The following is a 21,720-nucleotide window of genomic DNA, read 5'->3' as shown; positions in this document are numbered from 1 at the left end:
AATAAATATGAGAGTTTTTCCTTTTAAAAAACTAAGGAGGTTCTTTATGCTCACAGGAGATGCAGCATTTATAAAAAATATGAACAGATCGTTAATCTTAAGTAAAATTGTTGAGCATAAAATGATATCTAGAGCAGAGTTAGCAAAAATGACGGGATTAAATAAAGCTACAATCTCAGTACAGGTATCAGATTTGTTAGAAAAGAAATTAATTATTGAAACACAACAGGAACACAAAAGTTTAGGGAGAAGGCCAGTCATGCTCTCTGTTAACCGTGATGCAGGTTTTGTCCTCGGAATCGATTTGGATAAAAATTCAATTACATTTACCATATCAGATTTAATCGGTACTTCCGTTCAGACCGAAATAATTGAACTAGAAGTATCAGCTTATGATGTCATTCTGGATTTATTAATTGAACAAATTAAAAGTTATAAACAAAGGTTCACTCCTACTTATTACGGTGTTGTTGGAATTGCGATTGGAATCCATGGAATTGTAAATAAAAATGAAATGGTTGATTATGTCCCTCAACATGGCTGGCAAAACAAAAACTTAAAAAAAGACTTAGAGAATGAAATTGGAGTCAAAGTTTACATCGAAAATAATGCCAACTTATGCTCGATTGCGGAAAAAGTGTACAAACACCATCAAAGTAGCAACTTATTATCGGTTAGTTTGTATTCTGGAATTGGAATTGGATTCATTATCAATGGTGTATTATTCAAAGGATACCACGGCTATGCAGGTGAGATTGGCCACATGATTGTCGTTCCAAATGGCCTGCCCTGCAGTTGCGGAAATTTAGGATGCTGGGAGCAATACGCCTCTGAAATGAGCCTATTTATCAAATTGGCTGAGAAACAAAAAGATTTGGCTTTCAACTTTGAGGATATCCAGCATCGGATTAAAGAACATGATTCTGCTTTCAATGAAGAGTTAGATCAATTTCTTTATTTTCTTTCGATTGGGTTAAATAATTTAATTAACCTTTATAATCCTGAAATCCTAGTGGTCAATAGTGAAGCACTTCGTTTATTTCCAGATACCGCCAATAAACTCAAAACCCATCTTTCTTCCTCAATTAGCCATTTTTCTGAATTGTATATCTCTGAATTTGGCAAAAAGGCATGTATTATGGGAGCCTGTGCTTTAGCCCTTCAAAACTTTTTAGGAGTTTCAGAGCTATGTTTAACTTTGAGCGAAGAAAGCTTTCCCCATAAATAGAAGAAGCAAAAAGTAACCATAATCTGAACCAATCAGAACCAATTCACGAAAATAAAATGTGAATTGGTTTTTTTTGTTAAATAAAAGAAAGGTGCCTGACACCATTCTAGTGCCTGACACCCATTTTATTTAAAACCATTCAGTAAATCCTAATTTTCTCAAATGTTTTGCTGAAATTTCTAAACAGTCGAATGGATCGCGGCCATATGTATCATCTTGTTCCACCAAGAAATATTGTGCGCCACTCTCTAGACCTGCTTCAGTAATTGCCTTGATATCAAGGTTACCTTCCCCAAGTTCCGCAAATTCAATCGTATTCGTAAAGATATGCATGAATTTCGCCATATCTTTAAAGTCTACTTCACTTAAATCCATTTGTCCGATTCGGTAATCTTTGAGGTGAATTAAAGAAATGCGGCCAGCGTATTGTTTAACAAACTCAACAGGGTTTACGCCTGCTCTTTGAATCCAGTGAACATCTAACTCAAAACCTAGTTTAGTTGTGTTGTTTTTAATGATATCCAATAAATATTCACCATCATATTTTTGGAATTCAAGATGATGTGTATGATAATACAATTCAATTCCATGTTCAGCTAATCTATGGGCCATCGCTTCTGCTTTTTCAATAAAATCCATGATTCTATCTTTGTGACCCATACAAGTTAACGGCAGCATTCCGATTCGTAAAAAATTACAATCGAGCGTCTTACAATCATTTACGATTTTTTCAAAATCACTAGTTAATGTCTCACCAGGCGCTCCAGGAAGCATGGGCTCTAGTGCAGCTGAAAGAGCTGCTATTTTGATATCAAAGTCGATACTAGCTCTCCTTAATTCCGCGACATTCTCAGCTGTCATCGGGATCTGTGATACCTCTACAGCGTGATAGCCAAGTTCACTTACTTTTTTCATTGTTTCATAGGCACCAAGTTCTTCGACTTTGCCTTTAAGCATCATCATTTGCACGCCGATTTTACCCTTTTTCATGGTTACCCCTCCATCTTAATACTTTGTTTTGTCTCTGAAGATAGTCGAATGGCATCAATCATTTGAATAGATACAAGCGCATCCTTTGCATGAACTAATCATGAGTGCCCAGCAAAATACAGTTATAGAATTGATTGATTGTTTTCGCATGGCTGGCACCATAATAGAATTTCGAGCCAGGCAGCTTAGCATCTTCTATCAATTCTTCCTTATTTCCCTCTTCATTTATCCTTGTGAGAATGCTGTCTTTAATGATGAATTTACCCTTTTCAAGATATACTTCTAGCTCTACACTGGAGTTCTCTGGATTGGCATTGGTTGAAAAAAATAATCCTCTTGCACCGTTTTCGAAGAGTATATGTGCAGAAGCTGTATCTTCCACTTCAATCCCATAATCCAATAATTGGTCCACAGAACCTCTTATTGATTCTATTTTTCCGCCGACTAGCTGGATTAAATCCAGTGTATGAAGGGATTGATTGATCATGGAACCGCCCCCGGCATACGCCATTTTTCCACGCCATGGTTTCACATCATAATAAGCTTTTGGTCTATACCAAGCTACCAGCCCTTTAACTCCTGTGACTTTGCCATATTTGCCGCCTTTGACAATCTCCATAAGCATTTCAAACGACTCATTATAACGGTTTTGTAAACAGACTCCGATTTTAACTTCACTATGGACTTCCTCTAGTTTTACCAGTGCCCTTCCTTCCTCAGTGTTCAAGCCCAACGGCTTTTCTTGAAAAACATGAACTCCCGCATCTACACAATCTCTTGTTACAGGATAATGTAGATAGTGAGGAAGACAATTATGGACAACATCAAGGTTTTCTATTTCAAGCATCTCGTTATAATCGGTATAAAAATTTACCCCTGGTACGGTATCTTTTAATGATTCATTAATATCACAAACTGCCACCAACTCGGCATTTGGGTTAGCTTGTATAGCTGGAATATGAATTTTAGAAATATCTCCAAGTCCAATTACCGCTACTTTTAGCATTTGCTCCTCCCCTTTATTGAAACGAACTCGGGAGCGTATTTTGCACACGAGTTCGTTTCAAATGTTCGATTACTTTCTAACCGGGTATTTACCTTCTTCAGCAATCCGTTTATTTAATTCTTCTAGGAATAAATCTTCATCAAATGGTACTTCTATTTCCTTGCCTAACCAGCTTGACAGGTGCATCGCATTTGCAAGTCTAACACCATTAATTCCATCGCTGCCAGGAGCTAATAATGGGGTACCTTCTACAATTGCAGAAGCAAAGTCTTCTAAGACAGCAATGTGCTGTTCGCCCCAAACATTACCAAAATCAAGTACTTCCTCAGTGAAAATGTCACCTGCACCGCCGCCCATAAACAGCTTCATAACATCTGACATATCCATGGAATTGCTCATTTCATTCTCAGATTGTTTCAGGCGCTTAATGGTTACTTTCTTACTATCGTCTACCACGATTTTTCCTTTATCTCCTAGGATTTCTAAACGGTCAGTTCCCATTACATCGTGTGTACGAGTTACGAATACACCAGTAGCACCATTACCATAATCAAATACTGCAGTCACATCGTCCTCAACCACAATATCTCTTTGATAGCCATAATTTACTTTTGCATAAACCTTTTTCGGCATGCCGCAAATCCATTGTAGCAAGTCAATTTGGTGTGGTGCTTGGTTTACAAGGACACCACCGCCTTCTCCACCCCAAGTTGCTCTCCATTCACTTTGATTGTAGTACCCTTGAGGTCTCCACCAGGTAGTAATAATCCAGTTGGTATTGCGGATGCTGCCAATCTCACCATTATCAATAAGTTCTTTTACTTTTTTATAAAGTGGATTTGTACGCTGGTTAAAGAAGATGGCAAACTTAAGTTCAGGCTTGGAGGCTGCAAATTCGTTTAACTCTTTCACTTGTTTTGTATAAACACCAGCTGGTTTTTCCACTAATGCATGAATGTTTCTTTTTAGTGATTCAATTCCCATTTCAGGATGTAGATAATGTGGAACAGTTGTAACGACTGCATCAACATCACCACTTTCAAGCATATCGATATAATTATCGTAGAAAGGAACACCAGGATACCTCTCTTCCGCTACTTGTTTTTTAGCAGGATCATTATCACAAATCGCACCAATCACCATGTTTTTAACTTTTCCTTCAGAAATGAAATTTGCGTACATACCACCTTCTGCACCTAATCCAATAATCCCTAATCTTACATCTGCCATAATTAAATTCCCTCGCTTTCGATTTTTTTAAGAATGTCTAGAAGTGCTTCATATTGAAGCTTGTAGCCGCCTGCACCATCCAGCCCTTTGTTGTCCTTAATAACCTCCGCCGCATCCTCAAGCTCTAGATCTTTTAAGGAGTCAAAGAGAACTAGATGTGGTTCTAGTGTTAGAAAGCCTTTGTAACCATTGTTTATTACTTGGGATAGAATCTCAGGAATCTTACCTTCACCCGTGCCACATACTACGTTTTCATGATCGGTTGTAACTGCATCTTTAATATGGATATAAACTATTTCATCCTTTAATAAATTGAAACACTCCTGTGTGTCCTCACCACACTGAACAAAGTTAGCAAAGTCAAAAATCCCCTTAAAGTGTGCTGAACCAACTTCTTTTAAAATCTCACAACATCTTTTCGCAATATCTCCATAGATGTCCTTTTCATTTTCATGTAATAAAATAACATTGTGCTTTTCCGCAATCGCCGAAAACTCTTTTAGTTTCCTAATCACTTCTTCTTTATATTGGTCGGGGACTTCACCTTTTGGAATATAAAAACTGAATATACGAATGTATTTACAATCTAATAAAATAGCAATTTGGCAAAGCGTGTCCAACATTAGCTTTTGCTTTGCAAATCCTTCTTCATCATTGATGAAGACTTTACCAATTGGTGAGCCGATAGAAGAAACACCGATTCCAGCTTTTTGAAGCCTTGGTTGAACATTTTCTTTAACTTCATCGACAGTAAAGTCACCTATATTTTTTCCATCAATACCACGCAATGAAATGTAACGCATACCTAACTTCGCTACAACTTCTATTTGAATATCAAAATCAGACGAAATTTCATCCGAAAAACCTGAAATCAATAAATCATTATTCACGTCAGACTGTTCCTCCTTATTTCTATAGGTTGTTAACAGACCTTTTGCTATCATCTACAAATCAGGATTTGATGATTTATGCTCTAATCATAAATGAAAACGTTTTTCTATTCTCGTAAAATTTTGCGAATAATAGTAAAATGTTTATAATAAATAAGAAAATTAAAGACAATCAGGAAGTGTTAGCATGTCCTATCGAGAACATGAAAGATTATGCAAATTTGCGTTCAGTTTTTCCCATATTGATACCATTTTTATCGATCTCAAATCACAGATAATAAGTGAATTCGGCCACAATCAAGTACCTGAACCTTTAAAAGAGTACTTTGGAAATTTTCATAGTTTATTGAATCTACACGATTTAGCGTCTGAACCAGATGTTCTATTCCATTCTAGTTCATACAAGATTAATTTTATCTCTGCAAAACTGTATAGACAGGAGGTTTACATAGGGAGTATTGTGGTGGGACCTTTTTTGTTTGAGGAACCTACTTCTCTAATGATTCATGACATACTCTTTACTAACAAATTCTCTATTTCACTTAGCCATATAATGGAACAATTTTATTTATCTCTTCCGTTAATTAGTACATACAAAGCACAAACCATCGCCGAATTTCTTGCTTATCTTTCCTCAAATTTTAACCGGAATGATTCTACCACCCGAAGGATAACGATCGGTAAAATTAATTATTCGCTGCACTCTGAATACCCTATGATTTCCGATGCCGTAAAAATAAACGCTAGGCCATCTATTGCTACTATCGAAGAAAGATATCGTACTCAAAATGATCTCATGTCAGCTGTAGAAAGTGGAAATCGAGCAAAGTTAGATAAAGTATTAAACGAAGGTATGTTTCTCTTTGAGAAAATCCCAGATCGCATTCCGAATGACCCTTTACGATCCAGAAAGAATTTAGCTTTCGTAAACAATACAGTGTTAAGAATCTCAGCTGAAAGAGGCGGTCTTCATCCTGTATATATCGACAGCATTTCAGAAAAATTTGCTATCCAAATTGAAAAGACGTCTTCCATTCAGCAGCTCTCGGACCTTCAAATGCAAATGTACTATGAATATTGTGATGCTGTAAAAAAGCTCTCCTTAAAAAATTTCAATCGTTTAATTCGAAAAGCAATTGAGTATATTCGTTTAAATTTAGATCAAGATTTAAGACTGGATACCATATCCGATGCCATTCAATCTAATAGTTTCGAACTCTCTAGACAGTTTAAAAAAGAGACGGGTAAATCGATAACAGAGTACATCAATAAACTCAGGATTAATGAAGCCATAAAAATTATGGAGAATGAAAGTCTGTCCATCACAGACATTGCTTTATTAGTAGGCTTTAACGACGTCAACTACTTTACAAAGGTATTTAAAAAGATCAATGGAATCACTCCTTCTGAATTCCGAAAAGGATTGAATGGTGTCAGGCACTAAGAAAAGTGGAAGTGCTATGTAAAAAAAAAGGGCTGCCCCAAGAGTGATTTATCACTTTTGAGACAGCCCTTTTGGCCATATATTCATTTCGGTAACTAGTTGTTATTATTCCATCCAGTTTGTATGGAAAATACCTTCTTTATCAATACGTTGGTACGTATGTGCACCAAAATAGTCACGTTGTGCTTGTAATAGATTTGCTGGAAGTGTTTCTGTACGATAGCTGTCATAATAAGCAATTGCACTTGCAAAGGATGGGACAGGGATTCCACGTTCGATCGCCACAGCAAGAACTTGACGTAATGGCTGCTGATAGTTCTCAACGATTTCTTTAAAATAAGGATCTAGTAATAGGTTTCTTAATTCAGGATCACGATCATAGGCATCTTTGATTTTTTGTAAGAATTGCGCACGAATGATACAGCCGCCGCGGAAAATCATTGCGATATCTCCGTAACGAAGATTCCAATCGTATTCTTCTGATGCAGCACGCATTTGTGCAAAACCTTGTGCATAAGAAACAATTTTACTCATATATAACGCCTTACGAACTGCTTCGATTAATTCTTCTTTATTGCCTTCAAAAGCCTTAACTTCTGGTCCATTAAGAACCTGACTTGCCTTAACACGCTCATCCTTCATTGCAGAAATAAAGCGGGCAAATACAGATTCAGTGATAATTGGAAGTGGAACACCTAAGTCTAAAGCATTTTGGCTTGTCCATTTACCAGTGCCCTTTTGACCAGCTGTATCGAGGATTAAATCTACCATTGGTTTACCAGTTTCTTCATCCACTTTTGTAAAGATATCAGCCGTAATTTCAATCAAGTAGCTGTCTAATTCGCCTTTATTCCATTCAGCAAAGACCTCATGAAGCTCTTTTGCATCTAAACCAAGGACATTTTTCAAAATAAAATAAGCTTCACAGATTAACTGCATATCTCCATACTCAATTCCGTTATGAACCATTTTCACATAGTGACCCGCACCATTCGGACCAATATACGTACAGCAAGGATCGCCCTCTACTTTTGCAGAAATGGCTTCTAAGATAGGTTTAACAAGGTTATAAGCTTCTTCTTTACCGCCTGGCATGATAGAAGGACCTTTTAATGCGCCTTCTTCTCCACCTGAAACGCCAGTTCCGATGAAATGGAATCCTGCTGTCTCTAGTTCCTTATTACGTCTGATCGTATCTTGGAAGAATGTATTCCCACCATCAATTAGGATATCGCCTTCTTCAAGATATGGCTTCAAGGAGTCAATTGTCGCATCTGTTGCAGTACCTGCTTTAACCATTAATAAAATTTTGCGAGGCTTTTCTAAAGAATTAACGAATTCTTCAACGGTACGAGCACCTACAAAGTTTTTTCCTTCTGCCTCATTCTTTAAGAATTCTTCTGTTTTTTCATAAGAACGATTAAAAACAGCGACAGAATTACCGCGGCTTTCGATATTTAGGGCAAGGTTTTTACCCATAACGGCTAAACCAATTACACCAATTTGTTGTTTAGACATACAATCCCTCTTTCTTATTTAATAATCCTATTTAGATAAACATATTTCTGATAATAATACAAACAAAAAGTGCTTTTTGACTAAATATTCTTTATAATACACATCAATAGTTTTTCCAACCATGTTAAATAAATGTGGTCAATGTGAAGCCTTATTTAGCGTTCTAAAAAATATCTTTCAGCATTATTAAAGCAGATATTCTTTACCATTTGCTCCATATGCTTCATGTCATTTGGTACCGACCCTTTTTCCACCCAATCGCCAAGGATATTACACAGAATTCGGCGAAAGTAATCATGACGAGCATAAGATAAGAAGCTGCGCGAGTCTGTTAGCATACCGATAAAATGGCTGAGTAATCCAACATTTGCATAATCCTTCATTTGTCTCTCCATACCATCGATATGATCAACAAACCACCATCCTGAACCTAATTGAACCTTACCAGGAACACCTTCTTCATAGAAGTTTCCCATCATGCCAGCTAATGTTACGTTATCTTTTTGGTTCAAGTTAAATAATACTGTTCTTGGCAGTGCGTTTTCTTGATCTAAGGAATCAAGGAATCTCGACAAGCCTTCAGTCATATTAGCTTCTCCAACTGAATCAAATCCCACATCAGTCCCAAGCAATTCTTTCATTCTGGTGTTATTGTTTCGCAGCGCTCCCATGTGAAGCTGCATAACCCACTGCTTTTCAGCATACATTTTTCCAAGTTCTTTTAATAGGAAAATCCGATAGGCGATCAATTCCTCATCTGTAAGCTGTTCACCGCTTATACGTTTATTGAAGATCGCTTCTACTTTTTGTTTGCTTGCATCTACATATTCCATCTTTTGGATGTCATGATCAGACGCACGGCCTCCATTTTCATGAAAATACTCGACTCTCTGTTTTAAAGCTGATAAAAGGCCATCTAAGGAATCTATTTTTATGCCGGAAACATCCGCCAATTTTTGAATCCAGCTTGCAAAAGTTGGGCGTTCAATAAACATCGCACCATCTGGTCGAAATGTTGGTGCAATCGTCGTTTCAAAGGTGTCATCATTTTTTAATAATTGATGGTATTCTAGTGTGGAGATTGGATCATCGGTCGTTCCGATAAACTTTACATTTGACCTCTCAATTAAAGCCCTCGCACTGAATTCTGATGACTGTAATTTTTCATTACATTCATCCCAAATTTCACGAGCTGTTTCTGGGCTTAATACTTTATTAATTCCGAAAAACATTTTTAATTCCAAGTGTGTCCAATGATAAACAGGATTTCCAAGTAAATGAGGAACAGTCTCTGCCCACTTTTCAAATTTTTCCCAATCACTAGCTTCACCTGTAATATAGCGTTCACCAACACCATTCATGCGCATCGTTCTCCACTTGTAATGGTCTCCACCAAGCCAAATTTGGGTAATATTTTCATATGACTTGTTTTCCCAAACTTCTTTCGGATCCAGGTGACAATGGAAATCAAAAATTGGTGAAGTTGCTGCGGCATTTTCATACAACTTTACTGCAGCTTCGGAATTTAGCAAAAAGTGTTGATCCATAAATTTTTTCATCTAATCCATCTCCTTATAATACAATTCATACGTAGAAACGCTTGCTGTAACCCCTTACAGTAATCTATAAATATTAACTAACAGATAATTCTATTTTAATTTGTTTATTAAACAAATTAATTACATACATAATTTATCATGTTTAATATGTTTAGTCAATTAACTATTTAGGAATAAATAGAATATAAACGTCCAATTAATTAAAGAACTGATATAATAAGAATATACACAAAGTAATGCTCGAAATGGAGGATATTAATGGTTACCGGTGATGCGGCATATATAAAGAAAATTAATCGCTCTTTAATCATTAGAGAAATTGTGAAAGAAGGCATGATTTCAAGAGCAGATCTATCCAAAGCCACTAATTTGACAAGAGCAACGATCTCAGCGCAAGTTGCTGACTTATTAGAAGAAGGGCTAATTATAGAAACACACCTAGAGCATTATTCGGTTGGAAGAAAACCAATTATGCTCTCATTAAATGGAGATGCCGGCTATGCACTTGGTATTGACCTTGATTATGGTCAAATATCATTTACAATATCAGACCTTCTGGGTTGTCCCGTTTCTTCAAGTATTATCCAATTAAATACTACAAAATATGAGGAGATTCTCCCCATTCTAATTCAACAAATCAAAAGGATCAAATCAAATTACACTTCCAGCCGCTATGGTATTGTCGGAATTGTTGTCGCCATACATGGTCTGGTTACAAAAGACGAAGAAATCCACTATGTTCCACGTTTTGATTTGCATGAAGTTAATCTTAAGAGTGATTTAGAGAGAGAAATTAATATTGCAATTTACATTGAAAATAATGCAAATCTAAGTTCTTTCGCCGAAAGGGTCTATGTGCACCATGAAACAGACAACCTGTTATGTGCCACCCTCTATTCGGGGATCGGCCTAGGCATGATGATGAAAAATGACTTTTTCCGTGGCCATGATGGATTTGCTGGTGAAATAGGTCATATGATTGTAGTACCAGAGGGGAAACCTTGCAATTGTGGAAATAAGGGCTGTTGGGAAAAATATGCTTCTGAATCGAGTATTTTTGAGTATTTATCTGAAAAACGACAGATTAAAGATCTGACTTACGAACATATTCAAAAATGGCTTAATGAAGGCGACGAAGAAGTACACCAATTGATGGAAGATTTCCTTTTTTATCTGTCTATTGGATTGAATAATATGATTAACATGTATAACCCAGACGTGCTCGTACTTGATAGTGAATTGTTGCGAATTTATCCCGACTCGCTCCATAAAATTAGCAAAAATCTAAATTCCTCAATTAGTCATTATCGTGAATTAATGATTTCTACTATCGGAAAAAAATCTTGTGTTCTTGGAGCATGTGCACTTGCTATCAAACAATTTCTAGATGTCCCAATGCTAAATTTGCCCTATGATCTAAAAGACAATGAAATTGAAAACGCGCTCTCAATTTAACTTTACAGTGAAAAATCCCCTTCTAGCAATTGCTAAAAGGGGATTTTTATTTGTAATTATTACGCGCTTTTTAAACCATTATTAGCTTTTTGTTTATTTTTAAGTTCATTAACAATCTTTTTATATAAGTCTTCTGTTAAATTATACAGAACAATTAAGATAATCGCTGCAATTAAGTTTAGTCCAGCTGGAACAAGAAACATTAACCCTTTTATACCAATGAGTGTGCTTGCAGTTTGCTCTGCATTTGGAACGTAACCAATTAACCCAAGTGCTACACCAGGAATAAATCCAGCAAGTGCCTGCGCTAGTTTACGGAAGAAACTGTAACTGGAATATACAATCCCTTCTGTCCTTTGTCCTGTTTTCCATTCGTGATAGTCCACTGCATCTGCAACCATTACCCATGGTAAACCAAGTGCAAAGCTAAGACCCAAACTTCCAATTGTAAGCAATATTAGGAAAGTCGGTATGTTTGCCGGTAACAGAAAGTTTGCAACATCCGCAGCAATTCCAATTAAAAGACCGATTATGAATGTTTTCTTTTTTCCTAATCTTTTAACAAGTGCTGGAATAAAAAATGAGCCAATGACAGCGATTCCAATACTAGTAAAAGAAAGCAAAGACATAAGACCGGGATTATTTAAATTATACTGTAAGTAATATAACTGAACTGCCGTGCGCAGGTTACTTCCGGCAACCATAAACAAGCAAACGAAACAAAGGGCAATTAACGGTCTGTTACTAAGTAATAGTTTGAATAGTTTTGACATCGGAACCTTTTCTTTTTCTTTTTGAGGCTCTCTAATAATATTTTCAGTTGTGTTTCGGTAGCAAATATAATGGAAGATTACCCCTACTAACGCCATCGAAGCGATTCCTACCATATATCCTAATCTTTCATTTGGAAAATATAGAACAATTGGGATTACGACCATACCCGAAATAAGCAGTGCAAATTGGCTGCCAATTGCTCGAAAGGAGCCAAGTGAGGCACGATCCACAGAATCTTGGGTCATGGATGCTGCAAGTGATCCGTAAGGGATATTGACAATAGAATAGGACAACCCAAAGGCCATATAAGTAATAAAAGCAAAGGCTATTTTTCCAGTGTCTGAAAACTCGGGTGCCATAAAAGAAATAACAGTCATAATGGCAAGCGGAATCGATCCAAATAAGATGAAGGGACGGAACTTACCTCTCTTACCTACTTTTCGCTTATCTACGAATGCACCAACGGCAGAATCCGCAAATGCATCAAAAATCTTCGATATTAAAAATACTAGCCCGCCCCAATAAGCAGAAATTCCTAAAACATCGGTATAAAATTTTAGCAAATAAATTTGCCCCATATCAAACATAAATCCATTACCAACATCACCTAAACCATATGAAAATTTTTCTTTTAAGGTAAGTTTCTTTGAGACACTATTCTCCATTGCTTTCACTCTTCCCTTCCTATTTACTTAAAAGCGTTTACTTGGAACCCTTTTCAAAACTACCAAGAATGTATAGATGATATTTTGAGGTTTCAAAGCGTGTTAATTTAATTTAATTTGTTTAATAAACTAATTAATTGTCTGCACCGTTAGAATAACACCATCGACAAATTCCGTCAATACTAATTTGTAAGCGGATATATCATGAAAGGCACTAATGCGCTGGAGCTAGACAGTAATCTATGTTCAAAAACTTATACATTCTTATCATTACAAAAAAAAAGAAGATAGCTAAGCAGATCTTAGCTATCTTCTCTCGTATGCAATAGGAATCAATGTTTTCCTTTTCTTTTTTCAGCTAAATCCGCCGCAAGTTGTGCCGTACGCTTTTTGTTTAATGGATAACAGAATACTATGATTAGGAACACAAGACCAATTCCAATTGCTGGTACTAGAGTTCCAATTGTATGAATTCCTTGAAGCGTATCAGCTGTTTGTGCTTTAAGATTTGAATTATAACCGACTGCTGCGATTGCTGCCCCACCAACACCGCCAGCAACTGCTTGACCAACTTTACGTGCCATAGAATAGATCGAGTAAACGGTTCCATCTTCACGTAGGCCAGTTAAATACTCATGATAATCAATAACGTCAGTAACGAAAGCCCAAATGACAAGGTTGAAAAGGCCATAACCTAACATTCCAACCGTTAAAATTCCAATAAATTGTGTTGCTGTTAAGTTAGGAAGGAAATATAGAGCAACATATACAAGAGCAGCAAGTAATAAACCACCAGAAGCCACTTCTTTTTTGCCAAATTTCGCAACTAATGGTTTAACAAAGGGCATACCTACAAATACTGCAATAGATTGAAAAAGACCAACCATACTTAATGCTTTTGCATTTCCAAAGTAGTCCTTAAATAAATACACGTTTACTGCACCAATTAACATAAAGATAACCAGGAACAATAATGAAGCAATAAGGAACCAAATTAATGGTCTGTTTTTAACAAGACCTTTCATTGTTTGTCCAAAGTTCATCTGTGGTTTATTTGTTTCATCCATTACAATTCGTTCAACAGATAATTTATAACAAGCCATGTAACAAGCTAGTGCAAGTCCACCAAAAAGTAATGCAGCTAATAAGAAGCGATTAGCATCTGGTCGGTTGTTAACAAATAAAATCATTGGTCCAACCACGTTAATAATTAAACCAGCCAAATTTCCACCTAATGTTCTCCAGCTAGATAGTGCAGTACGTTCAACAGGATCGCCTGTGATAACTGACGCCATCGATCCGTAAGGGATATTAACTGTACTATATAGTGTTCCCCAAATAATATATGTTACGTAAGCATAAGCAAGATAAAATCCATCTGACATTCCTGGAATATGTACAAACATCAAAACACCAGAAATAACAAGCGGGAAAGACATTCTAAAAATCCAAGGCTTGAATTTGCCGTTTTTCCCTGCTTTTCTTGTATCTATAAAACGGCCCCATGAAACGTCGGCTACTGCATCCCACAAACGGGCAAGAAAGAATAATCCACCGACTGCAGCAGGATTAATATGAAAGACATCTGTATAGAAAACCATTAAGAATGCTGCAACTAGAATAAAGAAGAAATCATTCCCCCAGTCACCAAACATATATCCAATTTTGTCTTTCATTCCAAACTTTCTGATTCCATTTTCAGATACTGTTTCTACAGCGGATTTTTTAGCTACTTGACTCATTTCTACCCCTCCATTTACTTCCTTTATTTTTTGTAATTTACCCCAAACCTTAAAACCGTTTAAATCTCTTGAGTCTTCAATATCTTGAAACCCTTTTCAAAATCCTTTAAAAAATAAAAAATAGCGCTGTTAATATTTTCTATTAATTAGTTTAGTGAACTAATTAATTAGTATAGATGTATATTATCATCGAGGATAAAATCAGTCAATAGATTTTGTAAGCGTTTAAATAAATAATTTTTCAAATTATTAGACTCCTCATAATTAGAATTACCTCCTACAAACCCGAATAATTAATAGCTTGACACGTAATGTTCATTAACGTCACCTAATGTTCAATATTGAACAATGATTTTTTTTTTATAATAAATTTAGTGAAAAATATGTTAGTTAGGTTGTGTATAATATGGAAAAATTACTTTATATCGCTGCGAATCCGAAGGGACTAGAGAAATCAAAAGGGCTAAAAATTGGGGAGGCTTTTCTTGAGTCCTTTCACCAAGTTCGGCCAGAGGTAGAAATCAAGAGAGTTGATCTATTTTCATTAGATTTCCCGCAAATGGATGCAGATTTGGTATCTGCAAGAGGAAAACTAGCTGGTTACGGGTATTCCTTAGAACAACTATCAGACATAGAAAGAGAAAAAATACTACTAATGCATAATCTCGCTAATGAATTTATTAGTTTTGATTACTTTGTTTTTGTCTCCCCTATGTGGAATTTAAGCTCACCCGCCATATTAAAAGCATATATCGATAATCTATTTATTGCAGGAAAAACGTTTGCCCATACAGTTAACGGACCAAAAGGGCTCTTAATGAATAAAAAAGCGATTCATCTCCAAACAAGAGGCGGCCAGTACACGGGGACTCCATTGGAAGCATTGGAGTCCGGTGATCGGTATTTAAAAATCGCACTGCGATTCTTAGGGATTGAGGTTGCTGATTCAGTTATTACAGAAGGTTTTGATATTAATCCACTAAAGGTACCCGAGATTCTTGAACAAGGACAAGAAAACGCCAGACTTGCAGCTAAAGATTTCGCAACTAAACTTGTTACCGTTTGAGATACAAGATAACTTTGGCTTCCCTTTAAAGGGAGGCCTCTATTATTATGTCTGCTCAATTAAGTTTGGAAGGATTGTAACAAACAAGCCTTCCATTTTCACCTTAGAAACACTATTTTATTTTTTCTAAATTATGCAAATATTGTTGTATAATGTGGAAAATACATGTAAAATTTCCCTAACAGCCTTATTTTGGATGGTGACGTTAATGGACATAACGAAACATCTTTTTTTAAACCTCTCAATTTTTATCATATTATTATTTCTCTGTTTAATTTTTTTCGATAATAAAAAAAAATTTACCCTTTCTAAATCCTCACTAATTATCATTTGTATTGCCATGCTTTGGCTGTGTATTCAATTCTCTTACACTCCTGTTCCGTCTGCCCGATATGATTTAAGAATTATTCCGTTAGTGTTGGGGGCCCTTTATATCGGAATCGGACCAATTCTTATAGTTGCCACTATAGTTATAAGGGGCTTCTATGGGCTTGATTTGGGCCTAATTCAAACGGCCGCACTATATGCACCCTTGGGAGTATTTTTCTGGCGATTATATCCGTGGTTTTTAAGACAAGTTCCAGGACGGCGTATTTTCGTTACGGTATGTTTAGGTGTGGTTCTTGGTGTGATAACGGTTATTGGGATGAGTTTCGAAAATACCCATACCTATTGGCTGGATGCTTGGTTTGCATTCCTAATTATTCCCTCTCTTGGAATTGGCATTATCTCATATGGGATTGAATTTGTCAGACGAAATAACGAAATGCAGCAGGAGCTCATTAAAGCAGAAAAATTAAAAGCGGTGGAACAGATGGGAGCTGCTATCTCTCACGAAATCCGGAATCCACTAACGGCTGCCAGTGGGTTTGTCCAACTCCTTCAAGATGATTATCTTTCAAGGCATAAAAGGAAAGAATACCTCTCGATTGTTAAAGAGGAATTAATTTCTGCAGAACGTGTTATTCAAGATTACTTAACTTTTGCAAAGCCCTCCTTGGAAGTGCTTGAGGAGCTAAATGTAAAAAGTGAATTGAGGCAAATAATTAATATTCTTCAGCCTTTGGCCAATCAAAATTCAGTAGAAATTATTACTGATTTCTCAGTTATTGGTTTTATTGAGGGCGACGGACAGAAGTTTCGTCAATGTTTTGTGAATGTTATCAAAAATGCGATTGAAGCAATGCCAAATGGTGGATATTTAACCATTACCACGAAATTTAGTAAAAATAATGTAACCATAAGTGTAAAAGATACTGGAATAGGAATGACGAATGAGCAACTTGAGCGTTTAGGAGAACCGTTTTATTCAACAAAAGGAAAAAATGGAACAGGTTTAGGAATGATGGTAGTTTACAGCATTGCCCGTGCTATGGATGGAACAGTCTGGGCAGAGAGTGAAGTCGGAGCAGGGACCACTTTTCATTTTAAATTTCCAACCATTTCCTCGATTTTAAAAAGCGAATCCAATTAAAAGTAAACCGACAGGAAAATAACTGTCGGTTTACTTGACTTACTCTTTTATTTTCCGATAAACATTTGCGTCCAATGTTTGCCAGTCGCTTCATATCCTACCCCAATATGAGTAAAATTAGCACTAAGGATATTCTTACGATGGCCTTCACTATTCATCCAGGCAGTAACTACTTCCTGTGGTGTACGTTGCCCTTGGGCAATATTTTCACCCGCAGATTTATAGGTCACACCAAAGTCTCTCATCATGTCAAAGGGAGATCCATATGTTGGGCTTGTATGTGAGAAATAATTCTTCTGCTGCATATCCAGCGATTTTTTCTGTGCCACTCCATTAAGCTGTGAGTCAGCTTTTAATGCTGGAAGACCATTCTTACTGCGTTGTGCATTCGTCAAGTCAATTACTTGTTGAACGTATTGACTAACATTTCCAGTGGTTGGCGCTGGTGCATTATTTTTTTGTGTAGTAGCTGGCTGTTTTGGCGCCGGTGCTGGCGCGTTTTGCTTCGGTGTTGGTGTTGTTTGCTTTGGCTGGTGAATAGGCGCTTGCGTCACTGACGGTGCCTGTCCAGTCGGTGTTTGCTGCTGGATATATGGTTGGATTTGCATCATTCCCCAATTTTTAGGGTCGATCGTAATATACTGATATTTTGCATCACGGATTAATACCGCTCTAGTATGCGGATATTGGTTACTGTTTAAGGATGTCTGATACGAAGAAATCATATCATCATCATTTTTGTAATAATTTTTCTTGTTTTTCCGTTTAGTATTGAAAAGATTTACATCAAGATCCGATTGACTGTTATTAGTGTTGGTGTAATCCTCAGTTAATGGACCATTGTGGTCAATCCCATCATCTCTGCCATTACGGACATCCCTATATGGGGTGTTATTTCTTATATCATTGTTCATCCCAACATGTGTATTCTGATCATTTAAGTCATTATTATCATTGTTATTACAAGCAGCAAGTCCCATTGTTAAAACCGCTGTTAAGACTATCCCAAAAGATTTTTTTATCAATCGAAATACCTCCTTTGAAAAAATCATGTTACCCCTTTATTTTTCTTGTTTTTCAAAGAAAGTATTGGTGGAAAATAAACGCATTTTTAATTTCCCACAAAAAAACCAACCAGTATAACTGTCGGTTTCGTTTTTTGCATTCAATTTTCCAACATTGGAATTCGTTCTTTATACTTGTTAATCAACGCACGATTATGTTCTTCTGCACCGTCAGCATTGCCGCTTTTAAAAATTGGCGGTTCAAAATTATTACTGATCATTATGCTGATCGCTTCCACCATGATTCCGTTAACGATTGCTGTCCCAATGACTGTTGACCCTGAACCAAAGCTAACAGCAATAGACTCGTGCTCCATTAGTGCATCACCCACCTTAATATGATTATCAATAGCAAGGTTAGCGGAATGATACAAATATTTACCATCTTTATGTCTTGATGTTACTGCCTTTATATAACTGTATGATGTGATTGCAATAACAAACGCACCATTATTTTTAGCAAACTCCGCTACATCTATGGGCACAGGGTTCCTTCCAGAGGTTGATGCAACAATAACCACATCCTGAGGTTGAATTTTCACTCTAGTTAGAAATTGTTTTGCTAAGTCATTTTCCTTTTCTAATTGAGATGAACGAACAGCCCCCTTATGAAGCATTAAGTCCTCAATTAAAATAGGGTTAATTGGCACTAGTCCACCTGCACGGTAAAAAAGTTCTTCTCCAAGGATATGTGAATGTCCGCACCCAAAGACATGAACAATTCCATCGTTTTGGATACATTCTGCGATCTTTTTAGCAGCTGTTTTGAGGCCATCAGTTTCATCCTTTTCAACTAAGCTTAATAATTCGTGAAGCTTTTGAAAATAATGATTGAACACGTTAAATAACCTCCATTACTATGTCTTCAGCGTTTCATTTGGATCATAAATTTATAGCGATCTGCACGATATACCGATTTAACAAATTCAACAGGGGTATTGTCCTTTAGAAAAGTGTTTCTTTGGATTAACATAACTGGTGCACCCTTGCTAATCTTTAGTAAATCAGCTTCGTTTTGACTGGCAACAGATGATTCGATGATCTGTGAAGCACTATCAATTTTTAAGTCTAATTGCTCTTCAATGTATTTATACAGGGAATCATTTACAATTCCTTCTGTAAGTCCTTTAATAAGGTTTGCTGAAATATAGTTTGTTTCTAAAGCCATTGGGACATTATCGGCCAGACGAATTCTTTTGATTTCATATACAGGACCATGTTCAGAAATTAAAAGCTGCCCTGCTACTTGTCTAGTTGCAGGAATAATTTCAAAGTGAAGTAATTGGTTTCCAGGCACGAATCCTCTGGCCTTCATATCTTCTGTGAAGCTGGTTAATCCTTGAAGGGGCTGTTCAATTTTTCTTTCTGCAACAAAAGTACCTTTACCTTGCAATCGATATAACAATCCTTCATTCACTAACTGTGTAAATGCCTGTCTTACTGTCATCCGGCTAATCTGATATTTTTCCGCATATTCTCTTTCTGGCGGGAGTGCATCACCAGGCCGCAACTCACCATTTTCAATTAGTTCTTTAATATATTCTTCAATTTGGTAATAAATTGGAATCGGAGAATTCTTATTAATCATTTCCTCCAGCTGCATCCTTTCCTTATAACTGTCACGTTGTAACCTTTAAATCTGCTATTGCCGCTTTATCTGCAATAATTGTAACACATGGATGATTTTTCAACACAGATGCTGGAAAGTTTTCACTTATCTCCTCATTCAATAATCTAAAAAGTGCTTCACTTTTCTTCTCACCTGACACGAGAAGCAGAATTTCTTTGCTTTTCATAATGGTGGAAATTCCCATTGTAATGGCTTTAGTTGGAACTTCTTCGATTTTATTAAAAAATCTTGCGTTTGCTTGAATAGTTGAAGAAGCTAACTCTACAATATGCGTTTTGGAAGCAAAAGAAGTTCCTGGTTCATTAAAGCCAATATGTCCATTACTGCCAATCCCAAGGATTTGCAAATCAATACCGCCATGCTGATTAATTAAATCCTCATATCGATGGCACTCCTCTTGAAAATCTGCAGCAATACCGCTTGGAACATTTGTCTTAGCTTTATTGATATCAATATAATCAAAAAGCTGGTTGTTCATAAAATACCGGTAGCTATTTTTATTTTCACCCGGGAGCCCCACGTATTCATCTAAATTAAAAGTGGTTACCTTTTGATAAGAAGTCCCCTTTTTTTGATGGTCGTCGATTAAGCATTTATATGTCCCAACTGGAGTACCGCCTGTAGCCAAACCAAGTTTAATACTTGGATTCTGAATAACCTTTTTTATTATATATTCAGCTGCTTTATTACTCATTTGTTGATAATCTTTAACCTCAATAATCTTCATTTAGAATTTTCCTCCCTATTGTAAGCAAGAGCTCCCCTGCATAATGTCATATAAACTTCCATATTCTCATCTAAAATAACAATGTCCGCATCTTTTCCAACTGCAATACTGCCTTTTCGATCATAAAGGTTCAATTGTTTAGCTGGGTTTACTGATGCCATTTCAATTGCTTCCTTAAGTGAACAGTCCGCATATGAAATGATATTTTTTACCGCCTGCCCCAATTTCAAAATACTTCCTGCAAGAGTTCCATCCTCAAGTTCTGCTTTTCCATCCTTTACAAAAACCTCTTGTCCGCCAAGATCATACTTCCCATTTTTCAAACATTTTGCCCGCATTGAATCAGTGATTAAAATCAATCCATCACTTCGTTTTTGCTTAAAGGCAAGTTTAACCATTTCTGGACGGCTATGCACCCCATCGACAATAATCTCAGCTTTTAATTCTTCTCTTAAAAAGGCCGCTCCCACAACTCCAGGTTCACGATGATGCAGCCCTCTCATTTGATTATAAAGATGAGTGACATGATTTGCTCCGGCTTCAATAGCTTCGTTCACCTCGTCATAAGTAGCATCTGTATGACCAATCGATGCAATAATCCCCTTCTTCTTTAAATATCGGATCATCTCTAAACCATGCGGTCTTTCTGGAGCTAAAGTGACAAGTTTAATCGTCTCATTAGAGAGTTTTTGCCATTCTTCAAGTAAAGCAAGATCAGGATCAATTATATGTTGAATTGGCTGTGCCCCAGCCATTTTACTATTCACAAACGGTCCTTCTAGATGAATACCGAGTATTTCAGATTTACCTGGATCGTGCTGCTCTTTAATGTAATTCCCGGCATTTATTAAGGCATTCTCAATTTGTTTCCCTTCCTGGGTCATCGTAGTAGCTAAAAAGCTAGTTGTACCTTCTTTAGGCAATGCTGCTGCCATTATATCCAGTGCTTCCTTGGTTGCATCCATTGTGTCGGCACCGGCTGCACCATGGATATGAACGTCGATAAAGCCAGGAACTGCACTAAACTGGGCAGGAAGTTCAATCACCTTATAGTTTTCCTTAGACAACAACTCAGATGATGAACCAATTTCAATGATTTTTTGATTCTTTATTTTAATATATCCATCTTCTATTATTTGTTCTGGTGAATAAACCCGTATACCCTTTAGCAAAATATGATTATCTTTTGGAATCATCTTTGATACTTCCTTTCAGGTTATATCTAAATCTTAGCATCACCATTATATAGTTGTCTATA

Annotated in this window: 18 protein-coding genes; 5 read left to right on the top strand and 13 right to left on the bottom strand. The window is 36.6% G+C overall.

All coding sequences use genetic code 11. The features are described from left to right. The first annotated feature begins 46 nt into the window (after positions 1–46). Positions 47–1,228 (top strand): ROK family transcriptional regulator, encoded by a 1,182-nt coding sequence (locus ACE198_RS19225; RefSeq protein WP_375376709.1) that lies wholly within the window; start codon positions 47–49, stop codon positions 1,226–1,228. 129 nt (positions 1,229–1,357) lie between these two features. On the opposite strand, the gene ACE198_RS19220 is transcribed toward ACE198_RS19225, so the two are convergent. The 4 genes from ACE198_RS19220 to ACE198_RS19205 all read right to left on the bottom strand — a co-directional run bounded on the left by ACE198_RS19220 (position 1,358) and on the right by ACE198_RS19205 (position 5,344). Further along, on the bottom strand, positions 1,358–2,218 hold the full coding sequence (locus ACE198_RS19220; protein ID WP_375376708.1) for a sugar phosphate isomerase/epimerase family protein: 861 nt from the start codon (positions 2,216–2,218) through the stop codon (positions 1,358–1,360). A 94-nt stretch (positions 2,219–2,312) separates the two neighbouring features. Then, positions 2,313–3,224: a Gfo/Idh/MocA family protein gene (locus ACE198_RS19215; RefSeq protein ID WP_375376707.1), complete on the bottom strand. Its 912-nt coding sequence runs from the start codon at positions 3,222–3,224 to the stop codon at positions 2,313–2,315. Between the two features lie 69 nt (positions 3,225–3,293). Then, entirely contained in the window at positions 3,294–4,454 is a 1,161-nt protein-coding gene (locus tag ACE198_RS19210) for a Gfo/Idh/MocA family protein (RefSeq protein ID WP_375376706.1), read from the bottom strand. A 2-nt stretch (positions 4,455–4,456) separates the two neighbouring features. Next, positions 4,457–5,344 (bottom strand): sugar phosphate isomerase/epimerase family protein, encoded by an 888-nt coding sequence (locus ACE198_RS19205; RefSeq protein ID WP_375376705.1) that lies wholly within the window; start codon positions 5,342–5,344, stop codon positions 4,457–4,459. 187 nt (positions 5,345–5,531) lie between these two features. Between ACE198_RS19205 and ACE198_RS19200 the strand changes: the two genes are divergently transcribed. Further along, positions 5,532–6,788 carry a helix-turn-helix domain-containing protein gene (locus ACE198_RS19200; protein ID WP_375376704.1) on the top strand — a complete coding sequence of 419 codons (1,257 nt, stop codon included), beginning with the start codon at positions 5,532–5,534 and terminating at the stop codon, positions 6,786–6,788. A 105-nt stretch (positions 6,789–6,893) separates the two neighbouring features. Here ACE198_RS19200 and gndA read toward each other — a convergent pair whose 3' ends face one another. After that, positions 6,894–8,306, bottom strand: a complete 1,413-nt coding sequence (gene gndA / locus ACE198_RS19195) for an NADP-dependent phosphogluconate dehydrogenase (protein WP_098572089.1) — start codon at positions 8,304–8,306, stop codon at positions 6,894–6,896. 155 nt (positions 8,307–8,461) lie between these two features. Next, positions 8,462–9,865 carry a glucuronate isomerase gene (gene uxaC / locus ACE198_RS19190; RefSeq protein WP_375376703.1) on the bottom strand — a complete coding sequence of 468 codons (1,404 nt, stop codon included), beginning with the start codon at positions 9,863–9,865 and terminating at the stop codon, positions 8,462–8,464. A 258-nt stretch (positions 9,866–10,123) separates the two neighbouring features. Here uxaC and ACE198_RS19185 point away from each other — a divergent pair, with 258 nt between their 5' ends. Further along, a complete protein-coding gene (locus ACE198_RS19185; RefSeq protein ID WP_375376702.1) occupies positions 10,124–11,320 on the top strand; it encodes an ROK family transcriptional regulator in 1,197 nt (398 codons plus the stop codon). Between the two features lie 59 nt (positions 11,321–11,379). Here the strand turns inward: ACE198_RS19185 and ACE198_RS19180 are convergent, their stop codons facing one another. Beyond that, positions 11,380–12,759 (bottom strand): glycoside-pentoside-hexuronide (GPH):cation symporter, encoded by a 1,380-nt coding sequence (locus tag ACE198_RS19180; RefSeq protein WP_098572201.1) that lies wholly within the window; start codon positions 12,757–12,759, stop codon positions 11,380–11,382. A gap of 332 nt (positions 12,760–13,091) precedes the next feature. Then, positions 13,092–14,501, bottom strand: a complete 1,410-nt coding sequence (locus tag ACE198_RS19175) for an MFS transporter (RefSeq protein WP_375376701.1) — start codon at positions 14,499–14,501, stop codon at positions 13,092–13,094. 406 nt (positions 14,502–14,907) lie between these two features. Here ACE198_RS19175 and ACE198_RS19170 point away from each other — a divergent pair, with 406 nt between their 5' ends. Together ACE198_RS19170 and ACE198_RS19165 are read left to right on the top strand one after the other, a co-directional pair. Then, on the top strand, positions 14,908–15,567 hold the full coding sequence (locus ACE198_RS19170; RefSeq protein WP_375376700.1) for an FMN-dependent NADH-azoreductase: 660 nt from the start codon (positions 14,908–14,910) through the stop codon (positions 15,565–15,567). A 208-nt stretch (positions 15,568–15,775) separates the two neighbouring features. Further along, positions 15,776–17,041: an ATP-binding protein gene (locus ACE198_RS19165; RefSeq protein WP_375376699.1), complete on the top strand. Its 1,266-nt coding sequence runs from the start codon at positions 15,776–15,778 to the stop codon at positions 17,039–17,041. A gap of 47 nt (positions 17,042–17,088) precedes the next feature. On the opposite strand, the gene ACE198_RS19160 is transcribed toward ACE198_RS19165, so the two are convergent. The 5 genes from ACE198_RS19160 to nagA form a co-directional block, all read right to left on the bottom strand. Continuing rightward, positions 17,089–18,066 carry a CAP domain-containing protein gene (locus ACE198_RS19160; protein ID WP_375376698.1) on the bottom strand — a complete coding sequence of 326 codons (978 nt, stop codon included), beginning with the start codon at positions 18,064–18,066 and terminating at the stop codon, positions 17,089–17,091. Positions 18,067–18,206: 140 nt separating this feature from the next. Next, positions 18,207–18,944: an SIS domain-containing protein gene (locus ACE198_RS19155; RefSeq protein WP_375376697.1), complete on the bottom strand. Its 738-nt coding sequence runs from the start codon at positions 18,942–18,944 to the stop codon at positions 18,207–18,209. A 26-nt stretch (positions 18,945–18,970) separates the two neighbouring features. Next, positions 18,971–19,693 carry a GntR family transcriptional regulator gene (locus ACE198_RS19150; protein ID WP_251456695.1) on the bottom strand — a complete coding sequence of 241 codons (723 nt, stop codon included), beginning with the start codon at positions 19,691–19,693 and terminating at the stop codon, positions 18,971–18,973. Positions 19,694–19,724: 31 nt separating this feature from the next. Then, positions 19,725–20,462: a glucosamine-6-phosphate deaminase gene (gene nagB / locus ACE198_RS19145; protein WP_375376696.1), complete on the bottom strand. Its 738-nt coding sequence runs from the start codon at positions 20,460–20,462 to the stop codon at positions 19,725–19,727. Beyond that, the gene (gene nagA / locus ACE198_RS19140) at positions 20,459–21,658 is read right to left on the bottom strand and encodes an N-acetylglucosamine-6-phosphate deacetylase (RefSeq protein WP_375376695.1); all 1,200 of its coding nucleotides are present in this window, start codon (positions 21,656–21,658) and stop codon (positions 20,459–20,461) included. Before nagA ends, nagB begins: the two co-directional genes overlap by 4 nt. Positions 21,659–21,720: the final 62 nt, after the last annotated feature.

The organism is Neobacillus sp. KR4-4 (genome assembly GCF_042136325.1).
Lineage (GTDB): Bacteria > Bacillota > Bacilli > Bacillales > Cytobacillaceae > Neobacillus.
The sequence above is the reverse complement of the archived record's forward strand: the minus strand, read 5'-3'. Positions and strand labels throughout refer to the sequence as shown.

Excerpts from the sequence above, each read along its gene's own strand:
- uxaC (WP_375376703.1), bottom strand. The coding sequence starts at position 9,865 with ATGAAAAAATTTATGGATCAACACTTTTTGCTAAATTCCGAAGCTGCA.
- nagB (WP_375376696.1), bottom strand. The coding sequence starts at position 20,462 with ATGAAGATTATTGAGGTTAAAGATTATCAACAAATGAGTAATAAAGCA.
- ACE198_RS19175 (WP_375376701.1), bottom strand. The coding sequence starts at position 14,501 with ATGAGTCAAGTAGCTAAAAAATCCGCTGTAGAAACAGTATCTGAAAAT.
- ACE198_RS19215 (WP_375376707.1), bottom strand. The coding sequence starts at position 3,224 with ATGCTAAAAGTAGCGGTAATTGGACTTGGAGATATTTCTAAAATTCAT.
- ACE198_RS19165 (WP_375376699.1), top strand. The coding sequence starts at position 15,776 with ATGGACATAACGAAACATCTTTTTTTAAACCTCTCAATTTTTATCATA.
- ACE198_RS19150 (WP_251456695.1), bottom strand. The coding sequence starts at position 19,693 with ATGATTAATAAGAATTCTCCGATTCCAATTTATTACCAAATTGAAGAA.
- ACE198_RS19200 (WP_375376704.1), top strand. The coding sequence starts at position 5,532 with ATGTCCTATCGAGAACATGAAAGATTATGCAAATTTGCGTTCAGTTTT.
- nagA (WP_375376695.1), bottom strand. The coding sequence starts at position 21,658 with ATGATTCCAAAAGATAATCATATTTTGCTAAAGGGTATACGGGTTTAT.
- ACE198_RS19170 (WP_375376700.1), top strand. The coding sequence starts at position 14,908 with ATGGAAAAATTACTTTATATCGCTGCGAATCCGAAGGGACTAGAGAAA.
- gndA (WP_098572089.1), bottom strand. The coding sequence starts at position 8,306 with ATGTCTAAACAACAAATTGGTGTAATTGGTTTAGCCGTTATGGGTAAA.
- ACE198_RS19180 (WP_098572201.1), bottom strand. The coding sequence starts at position 12,759 with ATGGAGAATAGTGTCTCAAAGAAACTTACCTTAAAAGAAAAATTTTCA.
- ACE198_RS19185 (WP_375376702.1), top strand. The coding sequence starts at position 10,124 with ATGGTTACCGGTGATGCGGCATATATAAAGAAAATTAATCGCTCTTTA.
- ACE198_RS19210 (WP_375376706.1), bottom strand. The coding sequence starts at position 4,454 with ATGGCAGATGTAAGATTAGGGATTATTGGATTAGGTGCAGAAGGTGGT.
- ACE198_RS19225 (WP_375376709.1), top strand. The coding sequence starts at position 47 with ATGCTCACAGGAGATGCAGCATTTATAAAAAATATGAACAGATCGTTA.
- ACE198_RS19220 (WP_375376708.1), bottom strand. The coding sequence starts at position 2,218 with ATGAAAAAGGGTAAAATCGGCGTGCAAATGATGATGCTTAAAGGCAAA.